Genomic DNA, 25,519 nt, shown 5'->3' on the forward strand with positions numbered 1-25,519 from the left:
TTTATGGCACCCACTCTTTCCTGGGCCAGCATTCCCTGACTACCACGTTTCGGCTGTCGGCTCCCAGCGACAAAAATCGGCTTCGGCTACCTGCAACAATTGCGTACCTTCCGGCGACTCTAGCCAGGCGATGCCAAGTGGTCCACCAGCATGTTCGTTCTGTTGGGCAATCCAGGCCAGTGAAGCGCGATCAAAATCGGGTCGTACCGTTTTTCCATCACATGTGGTCACCTGACCTGCCTTCCAGTGCCCTTGTATCAGTGACACCTTACCCGTTCGTAGCGAATCGCTTAGCGCCAGCAAACGTCGGGCGTCAAACTGATACAACGCAATATCGTCTTCCGAGAGCGATTCTCGTCGGTCTGGCAACTGTCGTTGCATAAAGCTCACGTTTCCAGACTGATCAAAACGCAGTCTGACTTCGCCCTGTGACGGCAAAGTGGCCGTCTGCTGTACCTCGCGCAATACGCCCTGCTGGAAGCGATACAGGGTTGTTTTGACATCGTTGCCTTGCAACGAACTGAATACCATCACCAGCGTGGTGAGATGTTGTTGCGTGTCGTCCTTGCGCCATAACCTGACTACACCGCGATCGGCCAGATAACCACTGGCAAACACGGCAGGCGTCGGCGAATGAGAACTACAGGCGGTCAGCCAGCACACCAGCACCGGAACAACCACCCGAATATATCGTCTGAAGAAAAGCAAAAGGGGCGAAATCGCCCCTCTGCTTAAACCTTGTATCAGCATGCGCTTATTTAACAGCGTCTTTCAATGCCTTACCAGATACAAACGCAGGCACATTAGCGGCAGCGATTTTGATTTCTTTACCAGTCTGCGGGTTGCGGCCAGTGCGCTCATTACGATGATTGACTTTAAAAGTACCAAAACCAACTAATTGTACTGCATCACCTTCTTTCAGAGACTCAGTAATCGCTGCCAGGGTAGCTTCCAGAGCAGCTTTAGCCTGGGTCTTGGAAAGGTCAGCTTTGTCAGCAATTACATCAATCAGTTGAGTCTTATTCATAAGTTATCCTTACAGTGTGTTTATCGCTTGCTAAGCATCGAGTGCGACGGAAATGCCATAACAGCACTCTCCTGCATACACGCACCGACAGCCACTTTTATTACGCCCCCCAAATGTAGACCAGACAGGGTGCGGATGTGAAGCCTAAAGACAGGCCATTTCAGGCCTTAAATCACGTTTTATCGCGTTATTGATACAAATTTATCCCAATGTTGCTGACTCCGGCTTCACGCAGGTCGGCGCGCAGTCCTTTTATCAGCTCAATATCGCGTTCTTCGCAGTCGGCCAGCAGGCGGAAAATCTCCCACTGGATATCCCATTCTTCTTCAACTGCGGGCAAGTCCTTTAACTCTTCATCGGTCATTTCCCGACCGGCTTGCGTCATTTCCAGCATCGCTACGGTGCGAATCGACGTTTCGCTAATGGTCACCGCATGTTCCAGCGTTTCACCACTCAGACGCGAATGCAGTAATTCACTCAGCGCCACGCAAGCATCAATGGCCGGATAAACACCATAAATATCGTAATCATCCGGCGCGGGGATGGCGTCTTCCAGTTTTTCTAACTGGCTGTCGAAATTGACCTTGGCGTCTTTAACGACCTGCGTTTCCCATACCAAATCCAGTATGCGCCGGTAGAGTTGTGCATCCCCAAACCCGGTCTGCTGGCAGAACTCATGGTAGTTGGGGTACATACGTTCACAAAGGCAAGCCATAAAGGTGACATGCTGCCAGCTTGCCAGTTTTTCCAGACGCAAATGGATCGGGTTACGTAACATTGTTTATCTCAATAATAATGGGCGGCAGTGTAACGAAAATCACCACACTGCCATATACCTGAATTCCTAAAGTTTACTGCCCGGCATTATCCTACAGCCCGGCCTCACGTTGCCAGCGTTGAAACGCCGGACGGTTTGATGCCACCGCGTCCGCCCAACGGGTCGGTTCCGGCAGACGATACCCGTTCATGCAGCGCATGACCCACTGCAATGCGCTGTCCATACCGACACGATGACCGGTGGAAACAAACAACGGGTTGCAGCGCACCTTGCTACGCCATACCCAGCCGATCTGCTCATTTTTATCCAGCAACGGCTGCCGACTGCCTGCTGCGTCTGCCAGCGGCGAAAACTGCCCACACAATCGTCGCTTGGCAACACCGATCGTCGGTACGTTGACCAGTAAACCGAAATGACTGGCCACCCCCAGACGACGAGGATGAGACACGCCGTGTCCATCGACAAACAGCAAATCCGGCCGGTGCTGTAATTGTTCCCATGCCGCCATCAGCGCCGGATACTCACGAAACGACAAAAAACCGGGGATATAAGGCATCACCGTCGGAATGCGCGCAATCTGGAATTCCACCAGTTGTAGCGACGGATACGCCAGTACCGCTATCGCCGCACGGGTTACCGCGCCTTCCTGTTCGAAACCGACATCCGCACCGGCAATCAACGTCGGTTGTTCAAAAGGCACATCATCGTGACGAATCACCAACGCCGCTTTGTCACATTGCTCAGCACGCAATGCCGGTATATCCATCAGGCCATGTCCTGATGATACGGTGCGGATAAACGGTGTACCGCTTCAACGAAGACACCGGCATGCTCCGGCGGCACATCCTGATGGATACCATGCCCCAGGTTAAACACATGACCATTGCCAGAACCAAAGCCCGCCAGAATGGTGGCAACCTCCTGCTCAATACGGGCAGGTGGTGCATACAACATCGACGGGTCCATGTTGCCCTGTAGCGCAACCCGGTCTCCCACACGACGCCGAGCATCGGCAATATCCGTCGTCCAGTCGAGCCCCAGCGCGTCACAACCGGTATCCGCCATCGCTTCCAGCCACTGACCGCCGCCTTTGGTAAACAACGTCACCGGTACACGACGACCATCATGTTCACGCTGCAAGCCATCGACAATTTTATGCATGTAGTGTAGCGAAAATTCACGGTAAGCCGGGCCACTGAGCGCGCCACCCCAGGTATCAAAAATCATCACCGCCTGCGCCCCAGCACGAATCTGGGCATTCAGGTAAAGCGTGACGCTATCCGCCAGCTTATCCAGCAGTAAATGCAGCGTATGCGGCTCGGCAAACATCATTTTTTTGATGACGGTAAAGGCTTTGCTGCTACCGCCTTCAACCATATACGTCGCCAGCGTCCATGGACTGCCGGAAAAACCGATTAGCGGTACCGCGCCAGCCAGATTGCGGCGAATAGTCCGTACCGCGTTCATCACATAACCCAGTTCAAGTTCCGGGTCCGGTATCGGCAGTTTTTTCACGTCGGCATGGCAGGTCACCGGTGAGGTAAAGCGCGGCCCTTCCCCCGCTTCAAAATAGAGACCCAACCCCATCGCATCCGGCACAGTGAGAATATCGGAAAACAGGATAGCGGCATCAAGGTTGTAACGTCGCAGCGGCTGTAACGTCACTTCACAGGCCAGCTCGGCATTCTTGCACAGCGACATAAAATCACCGGCTTGTGAGCGAGTCGCACGGTACTCAGGCAGGTAACGCCCTGCCTGACGCATCATCCATACCGGAGTCACATCCACAGGCTGGCGCAACAGCGCACGCAAATAGCGATCATTTTTCAGATCAGTCATGGTCTTTTCCTTGTAACGCCTGCGTGCAGGCATGATTGTCGCTAGCGATAGCCGATCACTGATCAGCCTCACGGCACAGTACGACCGTGTCTTCAATCAAACGCCGGGCTACCGTACCCGGTGGCGGCAGTTCCGGCAAGCGGTCATAACGAAACCAGTTAGCATCCCGCAGTTCAGACGGGTCATGCTTCAGTTCTCCGCCGTCATAATCGGCCATGAACGCCATCATCAACGAATGCGGGAACGGCCACGGCTGTGAACTGACATAACGCAGGTTTTTGACGCGAACATTGCTCTCTTCCATCACTTCCCGCGCCACCGCCTGTTCCAGCGTTTCCCCCACTTCAACGAAACCGGCCAACGTGGTGTACATATTGCCTTTGTGGCGTAAATGCTGCGCCAGCAGAATACTGTCGTGATGGCGGATAGCCACAATTACACAAGGGGCGATTTGCGGATAGTAACGCTCTTTGCAGTGGTGACACAGGCAGGCCAGCTCAGTAGTACTGGCTGACATTTCATGACCGCAGTAACCGCAAAATCGGTGCGAACGGTAGAATTCCGCCAGTTGCACCGCACGGCCCGCCAACTGGAACAGCCCGGCATCCTGACTCAGCAGTTCGCGTACCGACCCCATGTCGCTCGCCTTCTCCTGTAGCACCAGCCATACCGGTTCTCCCAGCCATTCGCCAACCTGACGGGCAGAACGCTGTTGCAACTGCCACTGTGCTGCTGTTCCTTTCGGTAACTCGCCCTGGGGCAGCCAGATCTGGTGGCGGTGATATACCACCCACCACCCGCTTTCTTCACCTTTCAGCGTCACTTCCATCTCTTTTATCGCCCCGCTTATTATCAGGCTGGCCTGTCAGGCAGCCCGTTGGTGTTTTCATCGACCTTGTCAACATGACGACATTCCGTCAGGCATTATCCGGCGCGTGTGAAGCCTTGGCAATGCACATCCCCCAGAGGAATACCAGACACGGCGGATATTCGTTCATTGACGCCACCGCAGCACAGCGCATAAAGTAGCTGTAGTTTTGCAGTGGTTAATCGTTTTAATTGACCACGAGTTTTACGCCCCGCAAGGGGCCCTATCTTGTCGGAGTGCCCAACACGCCTGATGGCGCGTGGGCTGAGACCGTTAATTCGGGATCCGCGGAACCTGATCAGGTTAATACCTGCGAAGGGAACAAGAGTAATGATATCGCCCCCCAACATCCATTCAGGGGAACGGGCGCAACAGTCAGGGCAACACGCCCTCTACCGTTGCCAGCCAGCATTCGGCGATTACTCCCTCCGAACTCCAGACAAGCAATCTTCCCATTTAATGAACAGGAACTTGCTATGTCTACCGAATCCAAACTGTCCACGGAGCTGATGGCTTCTGGAGAAAAAACACCGTCCGGTCGTCGTGAACAACGTGCTGCCGCGCAGCAGTTTATCGATACGCTGCGCGGCTCAACCTTCCCAAACTCACAGCGGATTTATTTGACCGGCTCACGTCCGGATATTCGCGTCCCCATGCGGGAAATTCAGCTAAGCCCAACGCTGGTGGGCGGTAGCCGCGACAATCCGCGCTATGAACCTAACGAGGCAGTGCCAGTTTATGATACCGCCGGTCCCTACGGCGACCCTGCCATCACCCCAGATGTCCACCGTGGGCTTGGCAAACTGCGGGCCGACTGGATTGCCGAACGCAACGACACGGAAACCTTATCGCACGTCAGTTCCGGTTTTACCCAACAGCGGCTGGCGGATAGTGGTCTCGACCACCTGCGTTTTGAACACCTGCCGCACCCCAGACGTGCCAAAGCGGGACGTCGCGTCACCCAGTTGCATTACGCCCGTCAGGGGATCATCACGCCGGAGATGGAATTCATCGCCATCCGCGAAAATATGGGACGTGAGCGTATTCGCGGCGAGGTTCTGCGCCAGCAGCATCCGGGCCACAGCTTTGGCGCGTTGCTGCCGGACGACATCACACCGGAATTCGTGCGTCAGGAAGTCGCGGCGGGGCGTGCGATTATCCCCGCCAACATTAATCACCCGGAATCGGAACCGATGGTCATCGGCCGTAATTTTCTGGTGAAGGTGAACGCCAATATCGGCAACTCCGCGGTGACCTCTTCGATTGAGGAAGAAGTCGAGAAACTGGTGTGGGCCACCCGCTGGGGTGCAGACACGGTGATGGACTTATCCACCGGGCGTTATATTCATGAAACCCGCGAGTGGATCCTGCGCAACAGCCCGGTGCCGATCGGCACCGTGCCTATCTATCAGGCGCTGGAAAAGGTCAACGGCATCGCGGAAAACCTCACCTGGGAACTGTTCCGCGACACCTTGCTGGAACAGGCGGAACAGGGGGTGGATTATTTCACCATTCATGCCGGAGTGTTGTTGCGCTATGTCCCGATGACCGCCAAACGCCTGACGGGCATTGTGTCACGCGGCGGCTCCATCATGGCGAAATGGTGCCTGTCGCACCATCAGGAAAACTTCCTCTACCAGCATTTCCGTGAAATCTGCGAAATCTGTAGCGCCTATGACGTCGCCCTGTCATTGGGCGATGGCCTGCGCCCCGGCTCGATTCAGGACGCCAATGACGAAGCGCAGTTCGCCGAACTGCACACACTGGGGGAACTGACTAAGGTCGCCTGGGAATACGATGTGCAAGTGATGATCGAAGGCCCCGGTCATGTCCCGATGCAGATGATCCGCCGCAACATGACCGAAGAGCTGGAACACTGCCATGAAGCACCGTTCTACACGCTGGGCCCGCTCACCACGGATATCGCGCCGGGCTATGACCACTTCACGTCGGGTATCGGCGCGGCGATGATCGGCTGGTTCGGCTGCGCCATGCTGTGCTACGTCACCCCGAAAGAACACCTGGGGTTACCGAATAAGAACGATGTTAAACAGGGGCTTATCGCCTATAAGATTGCGGCTCACGCCGCCGATCTGGCGAAGGGGCACCCCGGCGCGCAGATCCGCGACAACGCCATGTCCAAGGCACGCTTTGAATTCCGCTGGGAAGACCAGTTCAATCTGGCGCTGGATCCGGAAACCGCTCGCGCCTACCACGATGAAACCCTGCCGCAGGAATCTGGCAAAGTCGCGCATTTCTGCTCGATGTGCGGGCCGAAATTCTGCTCGATGAAGATTACACAGGAAGTACGCGACTACGCCGCCCGCCAGGAAGCGCAACCGATCGACGTCGGCATGGCAAACATGTCCGCCGAATTCCGCGCTCGCGGTAGCGAGCTGTACCACACCGCTACCAGCCTGCCGCAGGAGGAACGCTGATGACCCGCGCGTTTCCCACCACTGATGCCCGACTGGGGCTTTATCCGGTGGTCGATAGCGTGGTATGGATTGAACGCCTGCTGGACGCGGGGGTTCGTACCATCCAGCTACGCATCAAAGACCAGCCAGCGGAGCAGGCCGAGCCGGACATCATTCGGGCGATTGCGCTTGGCCGTCAGTATCAGGCCCGGCTGTTCATCAACGATTACTGGCAACTGGCCGTCAGGCATCAGGCATACGGCGTACACCTGGGTCAGGAGGATCTTGATACGGCCGATCTGGCAGCAATCCACGCCGCCGGATTACGTCTGGGCGTATCAACCCATGACGATGCTGAGCTGGCACGCGCCGTCGCCCTGTCGCCGTCTTACATCGCGCTGGGCCATATTTTCCCGACCCAAACCAAAGCCATGCCATCGGCACCGCAAGGTCTGGTGGAGTTGGCCCGTCATATTCGCGCGTTGAACGGGCGCTTTCCTACCGTGGCCATCGGCGGTATCAGCATTGATCGGGTACCCGCCGTGCTGGAAACCGGAGTCGGTAGCATCGCTGTGGTCAGCGCCATCACTCAGGCCGCTGACTGGCGCGCCGCGACCGCGACGTTGCGGCAATTGATAGAAGGACGGGAGGCGTAACATGCTCGATGATCAGGCATTTATGCGCTACAGCCGCCAGCTGTTGCTGGAGGATATCGGCCAGGAAGGGCAACAGAAACTGGCGGCCTCCCGCGTGTTGCTGGTTGGGCTGGGTGGACTGGGCTCACCGGCAGCACTCTATCTGGCGGCCGCGGGGGTTGGCACCCTGCTGCTGGCGGACCACGACACCCTACACCTCTCTAATCTGCAACGGCAGATTCTCTACCATAATGCAGACCTGTCACACCCTAAAGCGGTGCTGGCCCGCCACGCGCTGGAAGCCATCAACCCACTGGTGAAAACCGTCGTGCTGACCACCCGACTTGAAGGTGAATCGCTGACCACCGCGGTGGCGCAAGCCGATCTGGTGCTGGACTGCTGCGACAACATGACTACCCGTCATGCGGTCAATGCCGCCTGCGTCGCGGCACAAAAGCCGCTGATTAGCGCCAGCGCGGTAGGATTCAGCGGCCAGTTGCTGGTACTGACACCCCCTTATCCGCACGGCTGCTACGCCTGTCTCTACCCGGATACGACGGAACCCCAACGCAACTGCCGCACCGCCGGTGTACTTGGCCCAGTGGTCGGTGTGATGGGCACCTTGCAGGCACTGGAAGCGCTCAAACTGCTATGCGGATTACCCTCACCACTGGACGGCAAATTACGTCTGTTCGATGCACGCCAGCATCAATGGACCACGCTACAACTGGCACGATCAGCGACCTGTCCGGTATGTGGAGGGCAGGCATGAAGATCCGGCTCAACGATGAGGTTATCGAACTGCACAGCGAGTTGACCGTCGCGCAACTGCTTGAGCAGTTGAACCGGTTACAGCCCGGCACGGCGCTGGCCATCAATCACACCATCATCCCGCGTGATGCCTGGGCACATTCTGCCGTACGGGATGGTGATGACATTTTATTGTTTCAGGCAATCGCAGGAGGTTGAGATGCTGAAGATTGCAGATACAACGTTTACTTCCCGGTTATTAACCGGCACCGGAAAGTTTGCCGGTGCACAACTGATGCAGGATGCCCTGCGCGCCAGCGGCTCGCAACTGGTCACGCTGGCAATGAAACGGGTGGATTTGAAAGGCGGCAGCGATGCCATTCTGGCCCCGCTGCGTGAACTGGGCGTACACCTGCTGCCCAATACCTCGGGAGCCAAAACCGCTGAAGAAGCGGTATTCGCCGCCCGACTGGCGCGTGAAGCGCTGGGCACGCACTGGGTGAAGCTGGAAATCCACCCGGACATGAAATACCTGTTGCCGGACCCGGTGGAAACGCTGAAAGCCGCGGAACAACTGGTGAAAGACGGCTTTGTGGTGCTGCCCTACTGCGGTGCCGACCCGGTGTTATGCAAGCGTCTGGAAGACGTCGGTTGTGCCGCGGTAATGCCGCTTGGCGCGCCTATCGGCTCCAATCAAGGGCTGCAAACACGCGACTTTCTGCGCATTATCGTCGAACAGGCGCGGGTACCGGTAGTTGTGGATGCTGGCATTGGTGCTCCCAGCCATGCGGCAGAAGCCATCGAACTCGGTGCCGATGCGGTACTGGTTAATACCGCTATCGCCGTGGCACGTGACCCGGTGCAGATGGCGCACGCGTTCCGACTGGCGGTGGACGCCGGGGCGCTCGCCCGTCAGGCTGGTCTGGGCAGCCGCCAGCATCTCGCCAGCGCCACCAGCCCACTGACCGGTTTTCTGCGCCAGACGGAGGCCACCGAGTAATGGACACTCACGCTCAACCGTCGTTTGAATACCGCTGGCAACAGCTGGAATGGCATGACCTGACCCTGCGCATCAACAGCAAAACCGACGCTGACGTAGAGCGGGCGCTGTGCGCTGATCGGCTCACGCGCGACGATATGATGGCGTTGCTGTCGCCTGCTGCGAGTCGCTGGCTGGAACCGCTGGCCCAGCGGGCGCAACAACTGACGCGCCAGCGTTTTGGCAACACCGTCAGTTTCTATGTGCCGCTGTACCTTTCCAACCTGTGCGCCAACGACTGCACCTATTGTGGTTTCTCCATGAGTAACCACCTCAAACGCAAGACACTCAATGAGCAGGAAATCCAGCGTGAGTGCGAGGCCATCAAGGCGCTGGGGTTCGACCACCTGCTGCTGGTGACCGGAGAACACCAGCGTAAAGTGGGAATGGATTATTTTCGCCAGATGCTGCCGTTAATTCGCCCGCAATTCAGTTCACTGATGATGGAAGTGCAGCCGCTATCGCAGGAAGATTACGCCGAGCTGAGAACCCTCGGGTTGGATGGGGTGATGGTGTATCAGGAAACCTATCACGCCAGAACCTATGCCCACCACCACCTGCGCGGCCACAAGCAAGACTTCGCCTGGCGGCTGGCAACACCAGACAGGCTGGGACGTGCCGGCATCGACAAGATAGGGCTGGGGGCGCTCATTGGGCTGTCGGACAGCTGGCGCACCGACTGCTATATGGTGGCCGAGCACCTGCTGTATTTACAGCAAACCTACTGGCAAAGCCGCTACTCAGTGTCATTCCCACGCCTGCGCCCTTGTGCTGGCGGCATTGAACCCGCCTCGTTGATGGATGAGGCGCAGCTGATGCAGGTTATCTGCGCCTTCCGACTGCTGGCACCCGATGTGGAACTGTCGCTCTCTACCCGTGAGTCACCGTTCTTCCGCGACCATATGATCCCGATTGCCATCAACAACGTCAGCGCGTTTTCCAAAACCCAACCGGGCGGTTACGCCGACGATCACCCGGAGCTTGAGCAATTCACCCCGCACGACAATCGCCGCCCGCAAGACGTGGCTGATGCGCTGGCGCTGGCTGGGTTGCAGCCGGTATGGAAAGACTGGGATGGTTATCTGGGAAGAGCGGCGATGGAGTGACGTCGCACCAGGATCGCCGCGACATCGGCGATCCGTTCCTCACGATCTAGGCGATACGATCAACCGCCGGGAAGATCAGGCTAAAACAGATCCGCCCGGTGGTTTGATTAACAGGATCGCATCGGGCGATCACCTCGCCGCCATGCAAGGTCATGATGGCCCGAACGATAGACAACCCCAAACCACTGGAGTCACTACTCGCGCTGCGGGTCGCATCCACACGATAAAATCGGTCAAACAGTCGCTCCAGCTGCTCCGGCGGCAATAAAGGGCCGAGGTTGGTCACCGCAATCACAATCCCTTCAGGCGATGTGCTCGCACTCAACGTTATCGGGCTATCCGCATGCGCATACCGTACCGCGTTGGCAACCAGATTACTCAGCGCACGCTGGAACAATAGCGCATCGACCAACAATGTCGCCTGGCCTTCATAGCGCAGTTCGATACCGCGCTCATCCGCCAGCATATCAAAGTAATCCGCCACCCGGCGCAGCTCGGCCTCCACGTCAACCGGCACCCGGTTAAGGACCGGTTGCTCATGGCTGGCGCGGGCCAGAAACAGGATGTTTTCTACCATCCGCGACAGGCGCTCCAGTTCGGCAATATTGTCCGACAGTAGCGTTTCATATTCTTCCACACTGCGTGGCTGATACAGCGCGACCTGACAATGCCCCATCAGCGCACCGATCGGCGTGCGAATCTCATGCGCCAGGTCGGCAGAAAATTGGGTTAATCGCTGATAACCCTCGTTGAGACGATCCAACATGGCGTTAAAAGCACGAATCAATTGCCGCACTTCCTGCGGGGCATCGGCATCGCTGACACGGGTGGATAAGGTGTTCGGCGCAATCGCCGACGCCTGCGCCGCCATGCGCCATAACGGCGAGAGACCACGGCGCAAAACCAGATACCCCAACGCGGCTATCAATATGAACGCGGCTACCACCGCTCCCACCACCCGCCAGAGGTAATGCTCCAGCATTCGTTGCTCATTGAGCATCACATGGGCGGCGGCAATCTGCAGCAATTGCCCGTCATTGAGCCGAACCTGGGCGGCTATCGCTCGCATCGGCACGCCATCAGCGGTAACGCCACCCTGTACGCTGGAAACCCGCAGCGGCGAGTTCTCCGCCACCGGCGTTAATGGCGGCAGTGAAATATGCGCCGGATTAACGCTGATAAGCGGCTTTTGCCCCGGTAGTGAAAACAGCAATACATCCTGCTCACTACCCAGCATGTTCTCAAACAGGCCGGTATTACTGGTCAACACCGGCAGCGTAAAATTCTTCCCCAACAGGTGCCGGTAATAGTCAACGCGCCCGGTGACCTGCAAATCACTACGCCGGTAGATTTCCTGCCACAGCGCGCTATACAGATAGCTGCCCGCCAGGCTGACCACCAGCGCAGCAACCAACGCAAACAGCAAGCTGCAACGGGTCTTCAGGGAGATAGCGCGCCAGCGCTGAAGCCAGTGGTTCATGAACGCGGCTCGCAGACATAGCCAATACCACGCACCGTGTGAATAAGCTTGATATCGAACGGTTTGTCTATCTTGGCGCGCAAGCGTTTCACGGCCACATCCACCACGTTGGTATCACTATCAAAATTCATGTCCCAGACCTGCGAAGCAATCAAGGTACGCGAGAGCACCTCACCTTCGCGCCGCACCAGCAGGTGCAGCAGCATAAACTCTTTATTGGTAAGCGGGATCACCACCTCTTGCCGGGTAGCCTTACGCCGCAATACGTCGAGGCGTAAGTCCGCCACAGCGTAGTGATCAGCTTCACGTACCACACCCCGGCGCAGCAACGTGCGAATACGCAACACCAGCTCGGTAAACGAAAACGGTTTGATCAGGTAGTCGTCGGCCCCCAGTTCCAACCCGTGAATACGGTCGTGTAACTGGTCGCGCGCCGTCAGAAACAGCACCGGTACATCGCTTTTTTTACGCAGCATCTCAATAATTTGCCAACCATTAAGCCCAGGCAACATCACATCCAGAATGATGACGTCGTAACTGTGCTCAAGCGCATTAAATAACCCGTCGGTACCGTTACGTGCCAGATCAACGGCATAACCTGCTTCGGTGAGTCCTTTTTTCAGGTAATCGCCGGTACTGCCATCGTCTTCAACCACCAGAATACGCATTGCCTCTACTCCCGCCTTCGGATGGAACCGGGCGTTATCATAGCAACTCCAGCCCCCTGACTTGATGACATTAATGTCATCAAATCGTCATCCTGACGACCGAAACGCCTCACCATGATGGACACACGCCAACTCAAGAGAAATCCATCATGACAACACATCGTTTTGCCGGGCTGTTGCTTTCTTCTTTACTGCTTTGTAGCCACGTGGTCAGCGCCGCCGACGCGCCAGCCAAACCACAATCACCCATCCGTGGCACCATTACGGCGATATCGGACACGCAGTTGCAACTGACTGACCGCAAAGGGCAGAAAGTCGATGCCACATTGACTGCAGACACCCGCGTGATGAGCATCAGCAAAGCCGAACCGGGTGATATCAAACCCGATAGCTTTATCGGCACCGCGGCCATCCCTCAGCCTGATGGCACGCTCAAAGCACTGGAAGTTCATGTCTTCGATGCCAGCCTGCGTGGTACCGGCGAAGGTTTCCGCCCGTGGGAATCCGCTGACGGGAAAAGCGGCACCATGACCAACGGCACCGTCGGCAAGCTGGTTAACAGCAACGGCCGCACACTGACCGTGACCTATAACGGCGGGCAGAAAACCGTGGTCGTACCGGACGACGTGCCTATCGTCAGCATCGCCCCCGGTGATCGCAGCCTGCTGAAACCTGGTGCCCATATCGTGCTGTTCTCACGGCTCGACGATCAGGGCAAGCGCATTGCCGTAGCGGTTTCCGCCGGTAAAGACGGCACCGTCCCCCCCATGTAACCGGAGTCCGCCATGTCGCCATCCCGCCGCCCGATACACGCCTGGCCCGTCAGGCTTACCCACTGGATCAATCTGCTGGCTATGACAGGTATGTTTATGAGCGGCTGGGAAATTTATAACGCCTCGCCGTTATTCAACTTTCATTTTCCAGCCACGATGACATTGGGCGGCTGGCTCGGCGGCGCTATCGGCTGGCATCTGGCGGTTATGTGGTTGTGGGCGGCGAATGGCTTACTGTATGTGGTGTGGAGTCTCGCCAGCGGCCACTGGCGGCAGCGCTGGCTGCCGCTCAGTTTCAGAGCGCTCTGGCATGACATTCACCAGACGCTAACCCTACGCTTACGCCATACGTCCCACCAGTACAACGCCATCCAGAAACTCATGTATTTCGGCGTCATCGCGCTCGGCGTACTGCTGGTGCTGTCCGGGCTGGCAATCTGGAAGCCGGTTCAGTTGTCCTGGCTCACTAATCTGTTGGGTGGTTTCGCCACCGCCCGTTATGTCCACTTTCTGGCGATGAGTGGCATCGCGCTGTTCGTGGTCATCCACGTCCTGATGGTACTTATCGTACCGCGAACCCTGTGGGCAATGCTGACCGGAGGCAAACATGAGTGACAAACCACAGCGCCGCGCTACGCTGATGCTGGAGCCGAGCCAGAAAAAGCAGTTGGTCAATCTCGAACGCCGCCTGATGCTGCGCTCCGGGCTGACGCTCGGCGCAGTCGCGATGCTGACTGGCTGTAATATGCAAGATGGTGACAACATCGATAAAGTCCTGTGGGCGATGTCGCGCTGGAACGATCGGGTACAAGCCTGGTTATTCAGTGGGCAGCGTCTGGCTCCCAGCTACCGACCCGATCAGGTCACCCAGCCGTTTCCCTTCAACGCGTTCTACCCGGAATACAACGTGCCGGATATCGATCTCGACAGCTATCGCCTTGAGGTCAGCGGTAAGGTCGAAAAAAAGGGCGTCTGGACGCTGGAACAATTGCGCCAGCTACCGCAGGAAACGCAGATTACGCGACTTATCTGTATTGAAGGCTGGAGCGCCATCGGCCAGTGGCGTGGCATCCCACTACGTCTGTTTCTGCAACATATCGGGGCTGATCTGAACGCCCGTTACGTCGGCTTTAAATGCGCTGACCGCTACTATTCCAGCATCGATATGGCCACAGCCCTGCACCCGCAAACCATTCTGGCGCTGGAATTCGGCGATCAGACACTGCCGCCAGATTACGGCTACCCACTACGTTTACGCGTTCCCACTAAACTGGGCTTCAAAAACGCCAAACACATCGCCGCACTATTCGTCAGCGATACCAACCCCGGCGGCTACTGGGAAGATCAGGGGTATAACTGGTTTAGCGGCATTTGAATCACAGCCCACTACACCGTCGCCTCGCCTTCGCCCTTGACCAGCGTCTGTTCGACCGCCGCTCCGATCGTCGCTATCGTCTGCTCTATGTGGGGTGTCATCGGCATCGCGAAGCTCAAGCGTAAGCCATGACGGTATTTACCGGATGCGGAAAACAACGCACCGCCAGCAACATGGATCTTGTCTTTGCGCAGAGCCTGACTGAGCTGTACGCCATCAAATGACTCGGGCATTTCCACCCATAAGACGAAGCCGCCCTGTGGCCGACTGACGCAAATGGTATCGGGGAAATAGCGACGCACCCAGCAGGTGAACCGCTCCAGATTACGCTGGTAAATACCGCGCATACGCCTTATATGCGGCTGATAATGCCCCTGCCGGATAAACTCCGCTACCGCCAGTTGTGTACAAACCGCAGAAGAACCGGTGCTGGTGTATTTCATATGCAAAGCCCGGTCGAGATAGCGCCCCGGTGCCAGCCAACCCACACGTAATCCCGGCGCCAGCGTCTTGGAAAAAGAACTGCACAGCAATACCCGCCCCTCAGTATCCATCGACTTCAGCGTTGCCGGACGTGGGTATTCGTAAGCCAACTCGCCATACACATCATCCTCGATAATGGCGATATCGTAGCGCTGCGCCAGTGTCAGCAACGCGCGTTTGCGGTGTAACGGCATGATGAATCCAAGCGGATTATTGCAATGCGGTACCGTGATCACGGCCTTGATTGGCCACTGGTCCAACGCCAGCTCCAGCGCTTCCAGATTGATACCAGACGTGAAATCGGTTGGGATCTCAATCACCTTGATATCCAACCCGCACAAGATCTGCAAAATGCCATGAAACACCGGGGATTCCACGGCGATGATATCCCCCGGATGCGCCAGTGCCCTCACCGCCACCGCCAGCGCCTCAGTGCATCCTGTGGTCACCACAATATCGTCAGCTGATAGCTGACAACCACTATCCACCATGAGTCGGGCGATTTGCTCCCGCAGCACCGGTACCCCGGCCAGATTATCGTAGGTAAAGGAGGAGACCAGTTGTTTCTGCCCGATACGTTGCAATTGCTTCCACAGCGGTTTGAGTGTGCTCTGGGTAAGATCGGGTACGCTACTGCCTAAAGAGATTGTCTCCGGGTCCAGTCTGGCGTTAACCAGTTCCAGTACCGCGCCCCATTTTTTTACCTCAACCGGACGCTGCACCGGTTTACTCATCGCCGGTATCGGCGGCTGGGTTTTCCCGGCACGAACGAAATACCCGGAACGGGGCAGCGGTACAATTAACTGCTGTTGCTCCAGCAGATAATAAGCCTGCTGCACGGTACTGATGCTGACGCCATGCTCCTGGCTCAGCGCCCGGACGGATGGCAAGCGCTCGCCACTCTGATACAGCCCTTGCTCAATGCGCTGTGTCAGTAACGTCGCCAAAAGTTGATATCGCGTCATCGCCCGTTCCCCTTATTCATACCGTACCCACCATCGCCATACAGACAATCATCAAAACCGCCATTCAGATCGTCTTTGACGCCATCTGTATTAAAAACAAACCCGAGCTCTGTCTATAAAACCATACAGATGCACTTGCCATAATGATGTTCCCATCGCTTACGGAGAACAACCATGACACAGCATCTGACGCCTCGCTCTCTATTGCAGCGCCTGTATCGCCTGATACAAAGCCAGTACCAGCGACACCAAACCCGCAAAATACTCAATGCGCTGGATGATCGTCGCCTGCGGGATATCGGCCTGACACGACACGATATTCGCCATCTCTAGTGCCAGTAGTCTGCGAGTCAAACGCCAATACGCCTCTTCATCAAATACGCTATCTGTATCTGTCTTCTTTAAACCACGAAGTGGAAAAGAGGAACAGGTACAGATCGCCATAAAAAAGGTCATTCAGATCACGTAATCGCGCTTCTGTATCTTCAGAATAGTCATTTCCTGCATCTGTATCCTAATACTCCCCAGCGGCACACTGATTTCCGACACAGCTCATCGGAGATTGCTCTATGGCACAGCCACCACGCCGCCCACATACCCGTCTCAGCCTGCATGTTCTTCTTCACCATACCCGCCAGCGCTGGCACGCCTGGCGGCAGCGGCGACGAGCAAGAAAAGCACTGCGCCGTTTAGATAACAATCAACTGGAAGACATCGGGCTAACTCGCCGGGATGTAGACAATTTTTGGTAGCCAAAAATAAACGATAGTGAATGGAGCAACGCAGCAATAAGGCAGACGATGCGAGACAACGCGCAGAAAAAGGTAATGGATACAAAGAGAGAACGATAGCTTGCGTACCACCACGCACATCACCAGACAGCCCGTCGCCAGGCCAGGCGGATGGTTGCTACAGTGCACGGGCTGATACAGCCGGAACCGGAGTCAACCACCGGTTCCGCCGCCTCCAGGCCAGCGAGGGGGAGAGAAAACCACGCTGGCTGTCAACATCGTGTCGGGCTACTCGGTTGGGTAGCCCGGCATCGCCCACACGGACGGCCAGTCTTTTCTCCTGGCACAAACACTGGAAAAACTGTAGCTCACCAATTGGAAAGCCTTGCCGTCAAACGCCCACGAGGCACCTTCGCCAGACCCGCATATGCTGCTTACCAACACGGTATGAGACAACAAACCGGTTTGCGGCTCATACTTAACACCCATCGGCCCTTCTTCCATTTCAACCAGTGCTGCATTGCTGATACTCAAGGCCAACAGTTTCACCGGTTTTGCCGCCTGTGGATTATTACGAGGGGTGATAAAAAGATCGCTGGCACCCTGATAGGCACCAGGGGAACATTTTCGCATAACCAACGCCAGCTTACCGCTCAGTGGAAACGCCTCCAGCTTTTCAGAAGACTTTTCACCTTCATCTGGCTCGCACAACACGCTCTGGTGTGCCTTACTGACCGCCGCAGCCAGTACATCCCCATTACTAAGCGGTTCAGGTTGATGATAGGTAATATCAACCCGCTGCCCGGTAGGCACTGGCGGAACCTGCGAAACATCTCCTTCGCCGATGTTTAACAATGCGCTGCGGTTCTTCAATCGGCCTTGCCGCTCATCCGCCAGTAGCAGCGCCGCACTCAGGCCATTTAGCGACACCACATCTCCATCCTCAACTTCCCGAGTAGCAGGCTGTTCAACCAACGCCAATTGCTGCGCGTTTCTCGCCGCCTGAATAAACCGTTGAATTACCTCTAACCTGGTGGTGTAACGATAGAACTTGCCATCGCCATCAGATTCGTTATCAATCTGCCAGTCGGCGGCATCAAGCGGAAACGGCGTACCGTCCAGATAGACGGCCTGCTGATCGGGTTTTAACAGGATGGACAGGGAAATCTTTCCCGAAGCACCTGCATCACGCTTGAGGATCACATATTGATAACTGTATCTCTCAGCGTAATTATTGAGCTGACAGGTGTTCAGGTTATTACAGGTTACCTGCCAGTTTTTAAACTCTTTCTGTATGGGTGCCGGATATCCCAGAATTGTGGCTCCCGCCGCCAACGCACCACTGGACAGTAGCGCCAGCGCCCCCCCCAAAAACAGTTTCTTCGAAAATTGCATAGCCATATCCTTTCAAATCACGTCTCTGCTAGTCGCCAAACGTGATTATCCTTTAAGAGGTAGATAACAATAGGAAAAAAAGGCTACATAAAAAATAGCCCACAACAACATCGTGTCGGGCTACTCGGTTGGGTAGCCCGGCATCGCCCACACGGACGGCCAGTCTTTTCTCCTGGCACAGATATTGGAAAATCGATAGTCCACTAGCTGGAAAGTGCTGCCGTCAAACATCCATCTCGTACTTTCACCAAGATTACAGACCGTGTTCCCTTGAACTGTATGAGACAATATGCCGGTTTTCTCGTCATACTCAACATTCATAAGTGTCATAGCCGTGTCCGCCATGCTAACTAACGCTTTTTTGTCCCAGTCAAAAATGAGTAGCGCTAATAACCTTGCTGCCTGTGGGTGACGTTGTGAGATAATGAAGAGCTGATTACTGGTCTGGATTGACCCAGGAGGACATGTAAAGATCACTAACGCTAACTCGTGGGTTAATGCGATAGCTCTTGGATTTGCAGTTCTGTTTTTATCGCGTTGATCACAATCTGCATTTTCTAGTTTATCCTTCTGCGCCTCGCCGACCACAGCCGCCAATGCGACCGCATCACTCAGCGGTGATGGCTGATGATAGGTAATATCAACCTGCTGCCCGGTAGGCACTGGCGGGACCTGCGAAACCTCGCCTTCACCGACGTTCAGCAACGCACTGCGGTTCTTTAACCGGCCTTGCCGCTCATCCGCCAGTAGCAGCGCCGCACTCAGGCCATTTAGCGACACCACATCTCCATCCTCAACTTCCTGAGTAGCAGGCTGTTCAACCAACGCCAATTGCTGCGCGTTTCTCGCCGCCTGAATAAACCGCTGAATCACCTCCAGCCGGGTGGTGTAGCGATAAAACTTGCCATCGCTATCAGATTCGTTATCAATCTGCCAGTCGGCGGCATCAAGCGGAAACGGCGTACCGTCCAGATAGACGGCCTGCTGATCGGGTTTTAACAGGATGGACAGGGAAATCTTTCCCGAAGCACCTGCATCACGCTTTAGGATCACATATTGATAACTGTATCTCTCAGCGTAATTATTGAGCTGACAGGTGTTCAGGTTGTTACACGTCACTTGCCAATCTTTAAATTCTTTCTGTACCGGAACAGGATACCCTAGAATTTTAGCCTCTGCTGCGCATGCGCTGCCAGACAGCAACGACAGCACCACCCCCCAAAACAGGCTTTTCAAAAATTGCATATCCATATCCCTTCAAATCACGTCTCTGCTTACTCGCAAAACGTGATGATCCTTTAAGAGGTAGATAACGATAGGAAAAAAGGGGCTACATAAAAAATAGCCCACAATAACATCGTGTCGGGCTACTCGGTTGGGTAGCCCGGCATCGCCCACACGGACGGCCAGTCTCCCGGCTGCCCACCGTTACATTCAGGCTGATAGTTGTAAGCCACAAGCTGGAACGTTTTACCGTCAAACACCCACTGCGCGCTTTCACCGCAGTCGGCGATACCACGCCCTTTCGCTGAGTGATACAACATACCGCTTTCCGGGTCATAGTCCACTTCGGTAAACCAGCGAATTTTTTCTTCCCGGCTTTCCACCGTACGTATAGGCCGGGGCAACTCCAGCAACTGTGCTGCTTGCGGGTTATTGCGTGGCGTAACAAACAGCATGCTGGAGGACTGATAGGCCCCCATACCACAATTGAGCATCACCAGCGCCAGTTCGTTGGTCAGCGGTTCCGCCTCGCTGAGCTGGCGGGCCTCTTTACTGAGCCCACAGTCTTCCTCTTCCAGTAGCGTCTTTTTGGCGTTAATGACTGCATTTATCAACACCTTGGCATTAGCCAGTGGCGGAGGTTGGGTATAGGCTGGACTAATTTCCTGCCCTACCGGTATCGGGGGAACCAGCGAGACATCACCCGTACCGACCTGTAATAAGGCACTGCGATTATTCAAACGCCCTTGTCGTTCATCAGCCAGTAATAACGCCGCATTCAAACCGTTAAGCGAGATAGATTCTTCCTGATTATTACTCTGACTGCCGACATGTTCAGACAACGACAACCGCTTAGCGTTTTTAGCGGCCAGAACAAACTGCTGAATCACATCCAGTTGTTCGGTATGGACATAGTACGCGCCCTCTTCCTCATCAGTCTGCCAGGCAGGCTGCGTCAGCGGGAAACGGACGCCATCCAGATACAGGGCCTGACGCTTGTCAGCCAGATCGAAGTCCAATGAGATTTTGCCCTGAGCGCCAGCTTCACGCTTTAACGTCACGCGAAGATACGGGTCATTATTCCTGATATCGCAATCATTCAGGTTGTTGCACGTTATCTGCCAGTGCCGGAATACCTTCTGCACCGGGGTCGGATAACCGGAAGGCATCTCGCCTGCGCTAAATGCACTGCTGGACAACAAAACCAGAATGATGCCTGAAAGCGCTGTGTTAAATCGCATCGGACATTCCTTATGAAACTGCCATGCTGATGTTATAACGCAATTATGTCTTTTCCCCGCATCCAAAAAAACGCTGAAAGCGTTTTTTAACGTCGCCCGCGACGGCCCGTAGGGTGAGTTCCACCATCGGGTGGAACGAATCACAAAACGCTGAAAGCGTTTTTTAACGTCACCTGTGACGGCCCGTAGGGTGAGTTCCGCCATCAGGTGGAACGAATCATAAAACGCTGAAAGCGTTTTTTAACGTCGCCTGTGACGGCCCGTAGGGTGAGTTCCGCCGTCAGGTGGAACGAATCACACAACGCTGAAAGCGTTTTTTAACGTCACCTGTGACGGCCCGTAGGGTGAATGTCACATCAGGCTATTGTTAAACAATCACGGGCATGAATAAAAGCTTCCCGTGTGAAATAAGAATATAAAAAAAACCGCACCTTATCGCTAAGGTACGGTTTTTTATTATCGGGGGAAGTGACGATTATTCGTCGTCACTACCACCCAGACCAGCGTTCAGCAACTCAGCCAGGTTGGCAGAGGCTTCTTCAGCACTCACCTGCGGTGTAACCGGCTGCTCGCCTGCCTGACGGCGACGCATACGATCCTGATGGTATGCATAACCGGTACCGGCCGGGATCAGTCGACCCACGATGACGTTTTCTTTCAGGCCACGCAGTTCATCACGTTTACCCGCAACCGCCGCTTCCGTCAGTACGCGAGTCGTTTCCTGGAACGATGCCGCGGAGATGAAGGACTCGGTAGCCAGAGACGCCTTGGTGATACCCAGCAGGTCACGGCTATACGTTGCCGCAATCTTGCCGTCCGCTTCCAACTGACGATTGGCGATCTTGATGCGCGACATTTCCACCTGCTCGCCTTCCAGGAACTCAGAGCTACCCGGATTGACGATGGTGCCTTTACGCAGCATCTGACGAACGATAACTTCGATGTGTTTATCGTTAATCTTAACGCCCTGCAGTCGGTAAACTTCCTGCACTTCGTTGGTGATGTAACGGGTTACCGCATGTACGCCACGCAGACGCAGGATATCGTGCGGAGACTCAGGACCATCGGAGATCACGTCACCACGTTCCACACGTTCACCTTCGAACACGTTGAGCTGACGCCACTTCGGAATCATCTCTTCGTACGGCTCGCTGCCATCAACCGGCGTAATCACCAGACGACGTTTGCCTTTGGTTTCTTTACCGAAGGATACCACACCGCTGACTTCCGCCAGGATTGCAGGCTCTTTCGGACGACGTGCTTCAAACAAGTCAGCAACGCGCGGCAGACCACCGGTAATATCCTTGGTACCGCCGGATTCCTGCGGAATACGCGCCAGGGTATCACCCGCGCCGATCTGTGTACCATCTTCCAACTGGACAATCGCTTTACCCGGCAGGAAGTACTGTGCTGGCATGTCGGTGCCCGGAATCAGTACGTCATTACCGTTAGCGTCAACGATTCTCAGTGCCGGACGCAGATCTTTACCACCACCGGTACGTTCTGCACTGTCCAGAACCACGATAGAAGACAGACCGGTCAGTTCGTCGGTCTGACGAGTAATCGTCTGGCCGTCGATCATGTCGGTAAAGCGAATGCTACCGCCCACTTCGGTAATAACCGGCATGGTATGCGGATCCCAGTTCGCGACAGTTTCACCGCCCGCGACATCGTCACCGTTCCCTTTCGCCATGACCGCACCGTAAGGCACTTTATAGCTTTCTTTGGTACGGCCGAATTCGTCGATCAGCTTCAGTTCGGTGTTACGCGACGTAATCACCAACTTACCGGCGTTGTTCATAACGAACTTGGCGTTGCTCAGTTTCAGGCTACCTTTGTTTTTCACCTGAATGCTGGATTCGGCTGCCGCACGCGATGCCGCACCACCGATGTGGAAGGTACGCATCGTCAGCTGGGTACCCGGTTCACCGATGGACTGTGCCGCGATAACCCCGATAGCCTCACCCTTGTTGATGATATGACCACGTGCCAGGTCGCGACCATAACACTTAGCACACACACCGAAGTCGGTTTCACAACCTACAACAGAGCGTACTTTCAACGCATCAACAGAGTTTTCTTCCAGCAGGTCACACCATTTCTCGTTCAGCAGCGTATTGCGCGGAACCAGAATGTCTGCGGTGCCCGGTTTCAGCACGTCTTCTGCCGTCACACGGCCCAGTACGCGCTCACGCAGCGGCTCTTTCACGTCGCCGCCTTCGATAACCGGCGTCATCATGATGCCTTCGTGGGTACCGCAATCATCCTCGGTCACCACCAGGTCCTGAGCTACGTCAACCAGACGACGCGTCAGGTAACCGGAGTTCGCCGTTTTCAGTGCGGTATCCGCCAGACCTTTACGTGCACCGTGCGTGGAGATGAAGTACTGGAGTACGTTCAGACCTTCACGGAAGTTCGCGGTGATTGGCGTTTCGATGATGGAGCCATCCGGCTTCGCCATCAGACCACGCATCCCCGCCAGCTGACGAATCTGTGCCGCAGAACCACGCGCACCGGAGTCGGCCATCATAAAGATGCTGTTGAAAGACACCTGTTTCTCTTCTTCGCCGTTACGGTTGATAACGGTTTCAGTAGAGAGGTTTTCCATCATCGCTTTGGCCACGCGCTCGTTCGCCGCAGCCCAAATGTCGATAACTTTGTTGTAGCGTTCGCCTGCGGTAACCAGACCGGACTGGAACTGCTCCTGAATCTCGGCAACTTCGGCTTCCGCTTCGCTGATGATTTCCACTTTCTTCGCTGGGATCACCATATCGTCGATACCAACGGAAGAACCGGAACGCGCCGCGTAGGCAAAACCGGTGTACATGATCTGGTCAGCGAAAATAACCGTCGGCTTCAGACCCAACACTCGGTAGCAGGTGTTCAGCATCTTGGAGATTGCTTTCTTACCCAACGCCTGGTTGACGATGGAATAAGGCAGACCTTTCGGCACGATCATCCACAGAATCGCACGACCTACGGTGGTGTCGATCAGGCTGGTTTTCTGCGTCCACTCGCCCTGTGCATTCTTCTGATGCTCAGTAATACGCACTTTTACACGCGCATGCAGCGAAGCCAGACCTGCACGATAAATGCGTTCTGCTTCTTTCGGGCCGGTCAGCACCATGCCTTCGCCTTTGGCGTTAACACAGTCACGGGTCATGTAGTACAGACCCAATACCACGTCCTGAGACGGAACGATGATCGGCTCGCCGTTCGCTGGCGACAGAATGTTGTTGGTGGACATCATCAGCGCACGCGCTTCGAGCTGGGCTTCCAGCGTCAGCGGTACGTGAACAGCCATCTGGTCACCGTCGAAGTCGGCGTTATAGGCCGCACACACCAATGGGTGCAACTGAATCGCTTTACCTTCGATCAGAACCGGTTCGAACGCCTGAATACCCAAACGGTGCAGAGTTGGCGCACGGTTCAGCAGTACCGGGTGTTCGCGGATAACTTCATCCAGGATATCCCAGACTACCGCTTCTTCGCGTTCTACCATCTTCTTGGCAGCTTTGATGGTGGTAGCAAGACCACGCAGTTCCAGCTTGCCGTAGATGAACGGTTTGAACAGTTCCAACGCCATTTTCTTCGGCAGACCGCACTGATGCAGACGCAGGTACGGACCTACGGTGATAACAGAACGACCGGAGTAGTCCACACGCTTACCGAGCAGGTTCTGACGGAAACGACCCTGCTTACCTTTGATCATATCGGCCAAAGATTTCAGCGGACGTTTGTTAGAACCGGTGATGGCACGACCGCGGCGGCCGTTATCCAGCAGCGCATCCACCGCTTCCTGCAACATACGTTTTTCGTTACGTACGATGATGTCGGGAGCAGCCAGATCCAACAGACGTTTCAAACGGTTGTTACGGTTGATCACGCGGCGATACAGATCGTTCAGATCGGAAGTCGCGAAACGACCGCCATCCAGCGGTACCAGCGGACGCAGATCCGGCGGCAGTACCGGCAGCACAGTCAGGATCATCCACTCCGGCTTGTTGCCAGACTGTACGAACGCTTCCAGCAGCTTGATGCGTTTGGTCAGTTTCTTACGTTTGGTCTCGGAGTTGGTTTCGTTCAGCTCTTCACGCAGCTGTTCGCATTCCTGCTCCAGATCCATGTTTTTCAGCAGAGCCTGGATAGCCTCGGCACCCATCTTGGCGTCGAACTCGTCACCAAACTCTTCCAGCGCATCCAGATACTGTTCTTCGGTCAGGATCTGACGGCGTTCCAGATTGGTCATCCCGCCTTCGATCACCACGTAAGATTCGAAGTAAAGGACACGTTCGATATCACGCAGCGGCATATCCAGCAGCAGACCGATACGGGACGGCAGCGATTTCAAAAACCAGATGTGAGCGGTCGGAGACGCCAGCTCGATGTGGCCCATGCGCTCACGACGCACTTTAGTCTGGGTCACTTCAACGCCGCACTTCTCACAAATCACGCCACGGTGTTTCAGGCGCTTGTACTTACCGCACAGGCACTCATAGTCTTTTACCGGCCCAAAGATACGGGCGCAGAACAGACCGTCACGTTCTGGTTTGAACGTACGGTAGTTAATGGTTTCTGGCTTTTTTACTTCACCAAAAGACCAGGAACGGATCATGTCTGGCGAGGCCAGAGCAATTTTGATCGCATCAAACTCTTCGGTTTTAGTTTGCGCTTTCAGAAACTTTAATAAGTCTTTCACGGATTGGCTCCTGTCGGAGTTAGACC

The 25,519-nt window shown here is 55.4% G+C and carries 24 protein-coding genes and 1 riboswitch; of the genes, 11 read left to right on the forward strand and 13 right to left on the reverse strand.

Annotation, left to right across the window (positions count from 1 at the left end):
• Positions 1-39 precede the first annotated feature (39 nt).
• The 6 genes from LF929_RS19490 to nudC form a co-directional block, all read right to left on the reverse strand.
• Entirely contained in the window at positions 40-750 is a 711-nt protein-coding gene (locus LF929_RS19490; RefSeq protein ID WP_210175854.1) for a DUF1481 domain-containing protein, read from the reverse strand.
• Positions 751-754: 4 nt separating this feature from the next.
• Positions 755-1,027 (reverse strand): nucleoid-associated protein HU-alpha, encoded by a 273-nt coding sequence (hupA, locus tag LF929_RS19495; RefSeq protein ID WP_012882985.1) that lies wholly within the window; start codon positions 1,025-1,027, stop codon positions 755-757.
• 187 nt (positions 1,028-1,214) lie between these two features.
• Positions 1,215-1,805 carry a YjaG family protein gene (locus LF929_RS19500; RefSeq protein WP_012882984.1) on the reverse strand — a complete coding sequence of 197 codons (591 nt, stop codon included), beginning with the start codon at positions 1,803-1,805 and terminating at the stop codon, positions 1,215-1,217.
• A gap of 91 nt (positions 1,806-1,896) precedes the next feature.
• Positions 1,897-2,571, reverse strand: coding sequence for a deoxyribonuclease V (gene nfi, locus LF929_RS19505; protein WP_210175853.1), 675 nt, complete (start codon positions 2,569-2,571; stop codon positions 1,897-1,899).
• On the reverse strand, positions 2,571-3,644 hold the full coding sequence (hemE, locus tag LF929_RS19510) for a uroporphyrinogen decarboxylase (RefSeq protein ID WP_016943855.1): 1,074 nt from the start codon (positions 3,642-3,644) through the stop codon (positions 2,571-2,573). Before hemE ends, nfi begins: the two co-directional genes overlap by 1 nt.
• Before the next feature lie 55 nt (positions 3,645-3,699).
• The gene (nudC, locus tag LF929_RS19515) at positions 3,700-4,473 is read right to left on the reverse strand and encodes an NAD(+) diphosphatase (RefSeq protein ID WP_019846609.1); all 774 of its coding nucleotides are present in this window, start codon (positions 4,471-4,473) and stop codon (positions 3,700-3,702) included.
• 261 nt (positions 4,474-4,734) lie between these two features.
• Positions 4,735-4,850: riboswitch (TPP riboswitch) on the forward strand.
• Between the two features lie 138 nt (positions 4,851-4,988).
• On the opposite strand from nudC, the gene thiC reads away from it, so the two are divergent.
• Genes thiC through thiH form a run of 6 tightly spaced genes read left to right on the forward strand, consistent with a single transcriptional unit; the run spans position 4,989 to position 10,459 of the window.
• Positions 4,989-6,950, forward strand: a complete 1,962-nt coding sequence (thiC, locus tag LF929_RS19520) for a phosphomethylpyrimidine synthase ThiC (protein WP_038903040.1) — start codon at positions 4,989-4,991, stop codon at positions 6,948-6,950.
• The gene (gene thiE, locus LF929_RS19525) at positions 6,950-7,585 is read left to right on the forward strand and encodes a thiamine phosphate synthase (protein ID WP_210175852.1); all 636 of its coding nucleotides are present in this window, start codon (positions 6,950-6,952) and stop codon (positions 7,583-7,585) included. Before thiC ends, thiE begins: the two co-directional genes overlap by 1 nt.
• Position 7,586: 1 nt before the next feature.
• Positions 7,587-8,336: a HesA/MoeB/ThiF family protein gene (locus LF929_RS19530; protein WP_226093694.1), complete on the forward strand. Its 750-nt coding sequence runs from the start codon at positions 7,587-7,589 to the stop codon at positions 8,334-8,336.
• Entirely contained in the window at positions 8,333-8,533 is a 201-nt protein-coding gene (gene thiS / locus LF929_RS19535; RefSeq protein ID WP_012882977.1) for a sulfur carrier protein ThiS, read from the forward strand. Before LF929_RS19530 ends, thiS begins: the two co-directional genes overlap by 4 nt.
• A gap of 1 nt (position 8,534) precedes the next feature.
• Positions 8,535-9,314, forward strand: a complete 780-nt coding sequence (locus tag LF929_RS19540; protein WP_016943861.1) for a thiazole synthase — start codon at positions 8,535-8,537, stop codon at positions 9,312-9,314.
• Positions 9,314-10,459: a 2-iminoacetate synthase ThiH gene (gene thiH / locus LF929_RS19545; RefSeq protein WP_226093695.1), complete on the forward strand. Its 1,146-nt coding sequence runs from the start codon at positions 9,314-9,316 to the stop codon at positions 10,457-10,459. Before LF929_RS19540 ends, thiH begins: the two co-directional genes overlap by 1 nt.
• Before the next feature lie 46 nt (positions 10,460-10,505).
• On the opposite strand, the gene LF929_RS19550 is transcribed toward thiH, so the two are convergent.
• Positions 10,506-11,939, reverse strand: coding sequence for a heavy metal sensor histidine kinase (locus tag LF929_RS19550; protein WP_210175849.1), 1,434 nt, complete (start codon positions 11,937-11,939; stop codon positions 10,506-10,508).
• Positions 11,936-12,607, reverse strand: a complete 672-nt coding sequence (locus LF929_RS19555) for a heavy metal response regulator transcription factor (RefSeq protein ID WP_016943864.1) — start codon at positions 12,605-12,607, stop codon at positions 11,936-11,938. Before LF929_RS19555 ends, LF929_RS19550 begins: the two co-directional genes overlap by 4 nt.
• Before the next feature lie 149 nt (positions 12,608-12,756).
• On the opposite strand from LF929_RS19555, the gene LF929_RS19560 reads away from it, so the two are divergent.
• The 3 genes from LF929_RS19560 to LF929_RS19570 are packed head-to-tail and all read left to right on the forward strand — an operon-like array spanning position 12,757 to position 14,755.
• Positions 12,757-13,380, forward strand: a complete 624-nt coding sequence (locus tag LF929_RS19560) for a hypothetical protein (RefSeq protein ID WP_038906751.1) — start codon at positions 12,757-12,759, stop codon at positions 13,378-13,380.
• A gap of 12 nt (positions 13,381-13,392) precedes the next feature.
• The gene (locus LF929_RS19565; protein WP_226093696.1) at positions 13,393-13,995 is read left to right on the forward strand and encodes a cytochrome b/b6 domain-containing protein; all 603 of its coding nucleotides are present in this window, start codon (positions 13,393-13,395) and stop codon (positions 13,993-13,995) included.
• Positions 13,988-14,755, forward strand: coding sequence for a molybdopterin-dependent oxidoreductase (locus tag LF929_RS19570; protein WP_012882970.1), 768 nt, complete (start codon positions 13,988-13,990; stop codon positions 14,753-14,755). The genes LF929_RS19565 and LF929_RS19570 overlap by 8 nt, the downstream gene beginning before the upstream one ends.
• Before the next feature lie 11 nt (positions 14,756-14,766).
• On the opposite strand, the gene LF929_RS19575 is transcribed toward LF929_RS19570, so the two are convergent.
• Positions 14,767-16,203, reverse strand: coding sequence for a PLP-dependent aminotransferase family protein (locus LF929_RS19575; protein WP_038906749.1), 1,437 nt, complete (start codon positions 16,201-16,203; stop codon positions 14,767-14,769).
• Positions 16,204-16,377: 174 nt separating this feature from the next.
• On the opposite strand from LF929_RS19575, the gene LF929_RS19580 reads away from it, so the two are divergent.
• Both LF929_RS19580 and LF929_RS19585 read left to right on the forward strand, forming a co-directional pair.
• Positions 16,378-16,536 (forward strand): DUF1127 domain-containing protein, encoded by a 159-nt coding sequence (locus LF929_RS19580; RefSeq protein ID WP_080649042.1) that lies wholly within the window; start codon positions 16,378-16,380, stop codon positions 16,534-16,536.
• 236 nt (positions 16,537-16,772) lie between these two features.
• Positions 16,773-16,955: a DUF1127 domain-containing protein gene (locus LF929_RS19585; RefSeq protein WP_071602825.1), complete on the forward strand. Its 183-nt coding sequence runs from the start codon at positions 16,773-16,775 to the stop codon at positions 16,953-16,955.
• A 267-nt stretch (positions 16,956-17,222) separates the two neighbouring features.
• Here the strand turns inward: LF929_RS19585 and LF929_RS19590 are convergent, their stop codons facing one another.
• The 4 genes from LF929_RS19590 to rpoC form a co-directional block, all read right to left on the reverse strand.
• Positions 17,223-18,329, reverse strand: coding sequence for a DUF1176 domain-containing protein (locus LF929_RS19590; RefSeq protein WP_368678952.1), 1,107 nt, complete (start codon positions 18,327-18,329; stop codon positions 17,223-17,225).
• Positions 18,330-18,449: 120 nt separating this feature from the next.
• Positions 18,450-19,574, reverse strand: a complete 1,125-nt coding sequence (locus LF929_RS19595; protein WP_038906748.1) for a DUF1176 domain-containing protein — start codon at positions 19,572-19,574, stop codon at positions 18,450-18,452.
• 122 nt (positions 19,575-19,696) lie between these two features.
• Positions 19,697-20,794: a DUF1176 domain-containing protein gene (locus tag LF929_RS19600; protein ID WP_038906747.1), complete on the reverse strand. Its 1,098-nt coding sequence runs from the start codon at positions 20,792-20,794 to the stop codon at positions 19,697-19,699.
• Between the two features lie 475 nt (positions 20,795-21,269).
• Positions 21,270-25,493, reverse strand: a complete 4,224-nt coding sequence (gene rpoC, locus LF929_RS19605) for a DNA-directed RNA polymerase subunit beta' (RefSeq protein WP_038903029.1) — start codon at positions 25,491-25,493, stop codon at positions 21,270-21,272.
• Positions 25,494-25,519 lie beyond the last annotated feature (26 nt).

Origin of the sequence: Dickeya oryzae (assembly GCF_020406815.2) — a bacterium.
Lineage (GTDB): Bacteria > Pseudomonadota > Gammaproteobacteria > Enterobacterales > Enterobacteriaceae > Dickeya > Dickeya oryzae.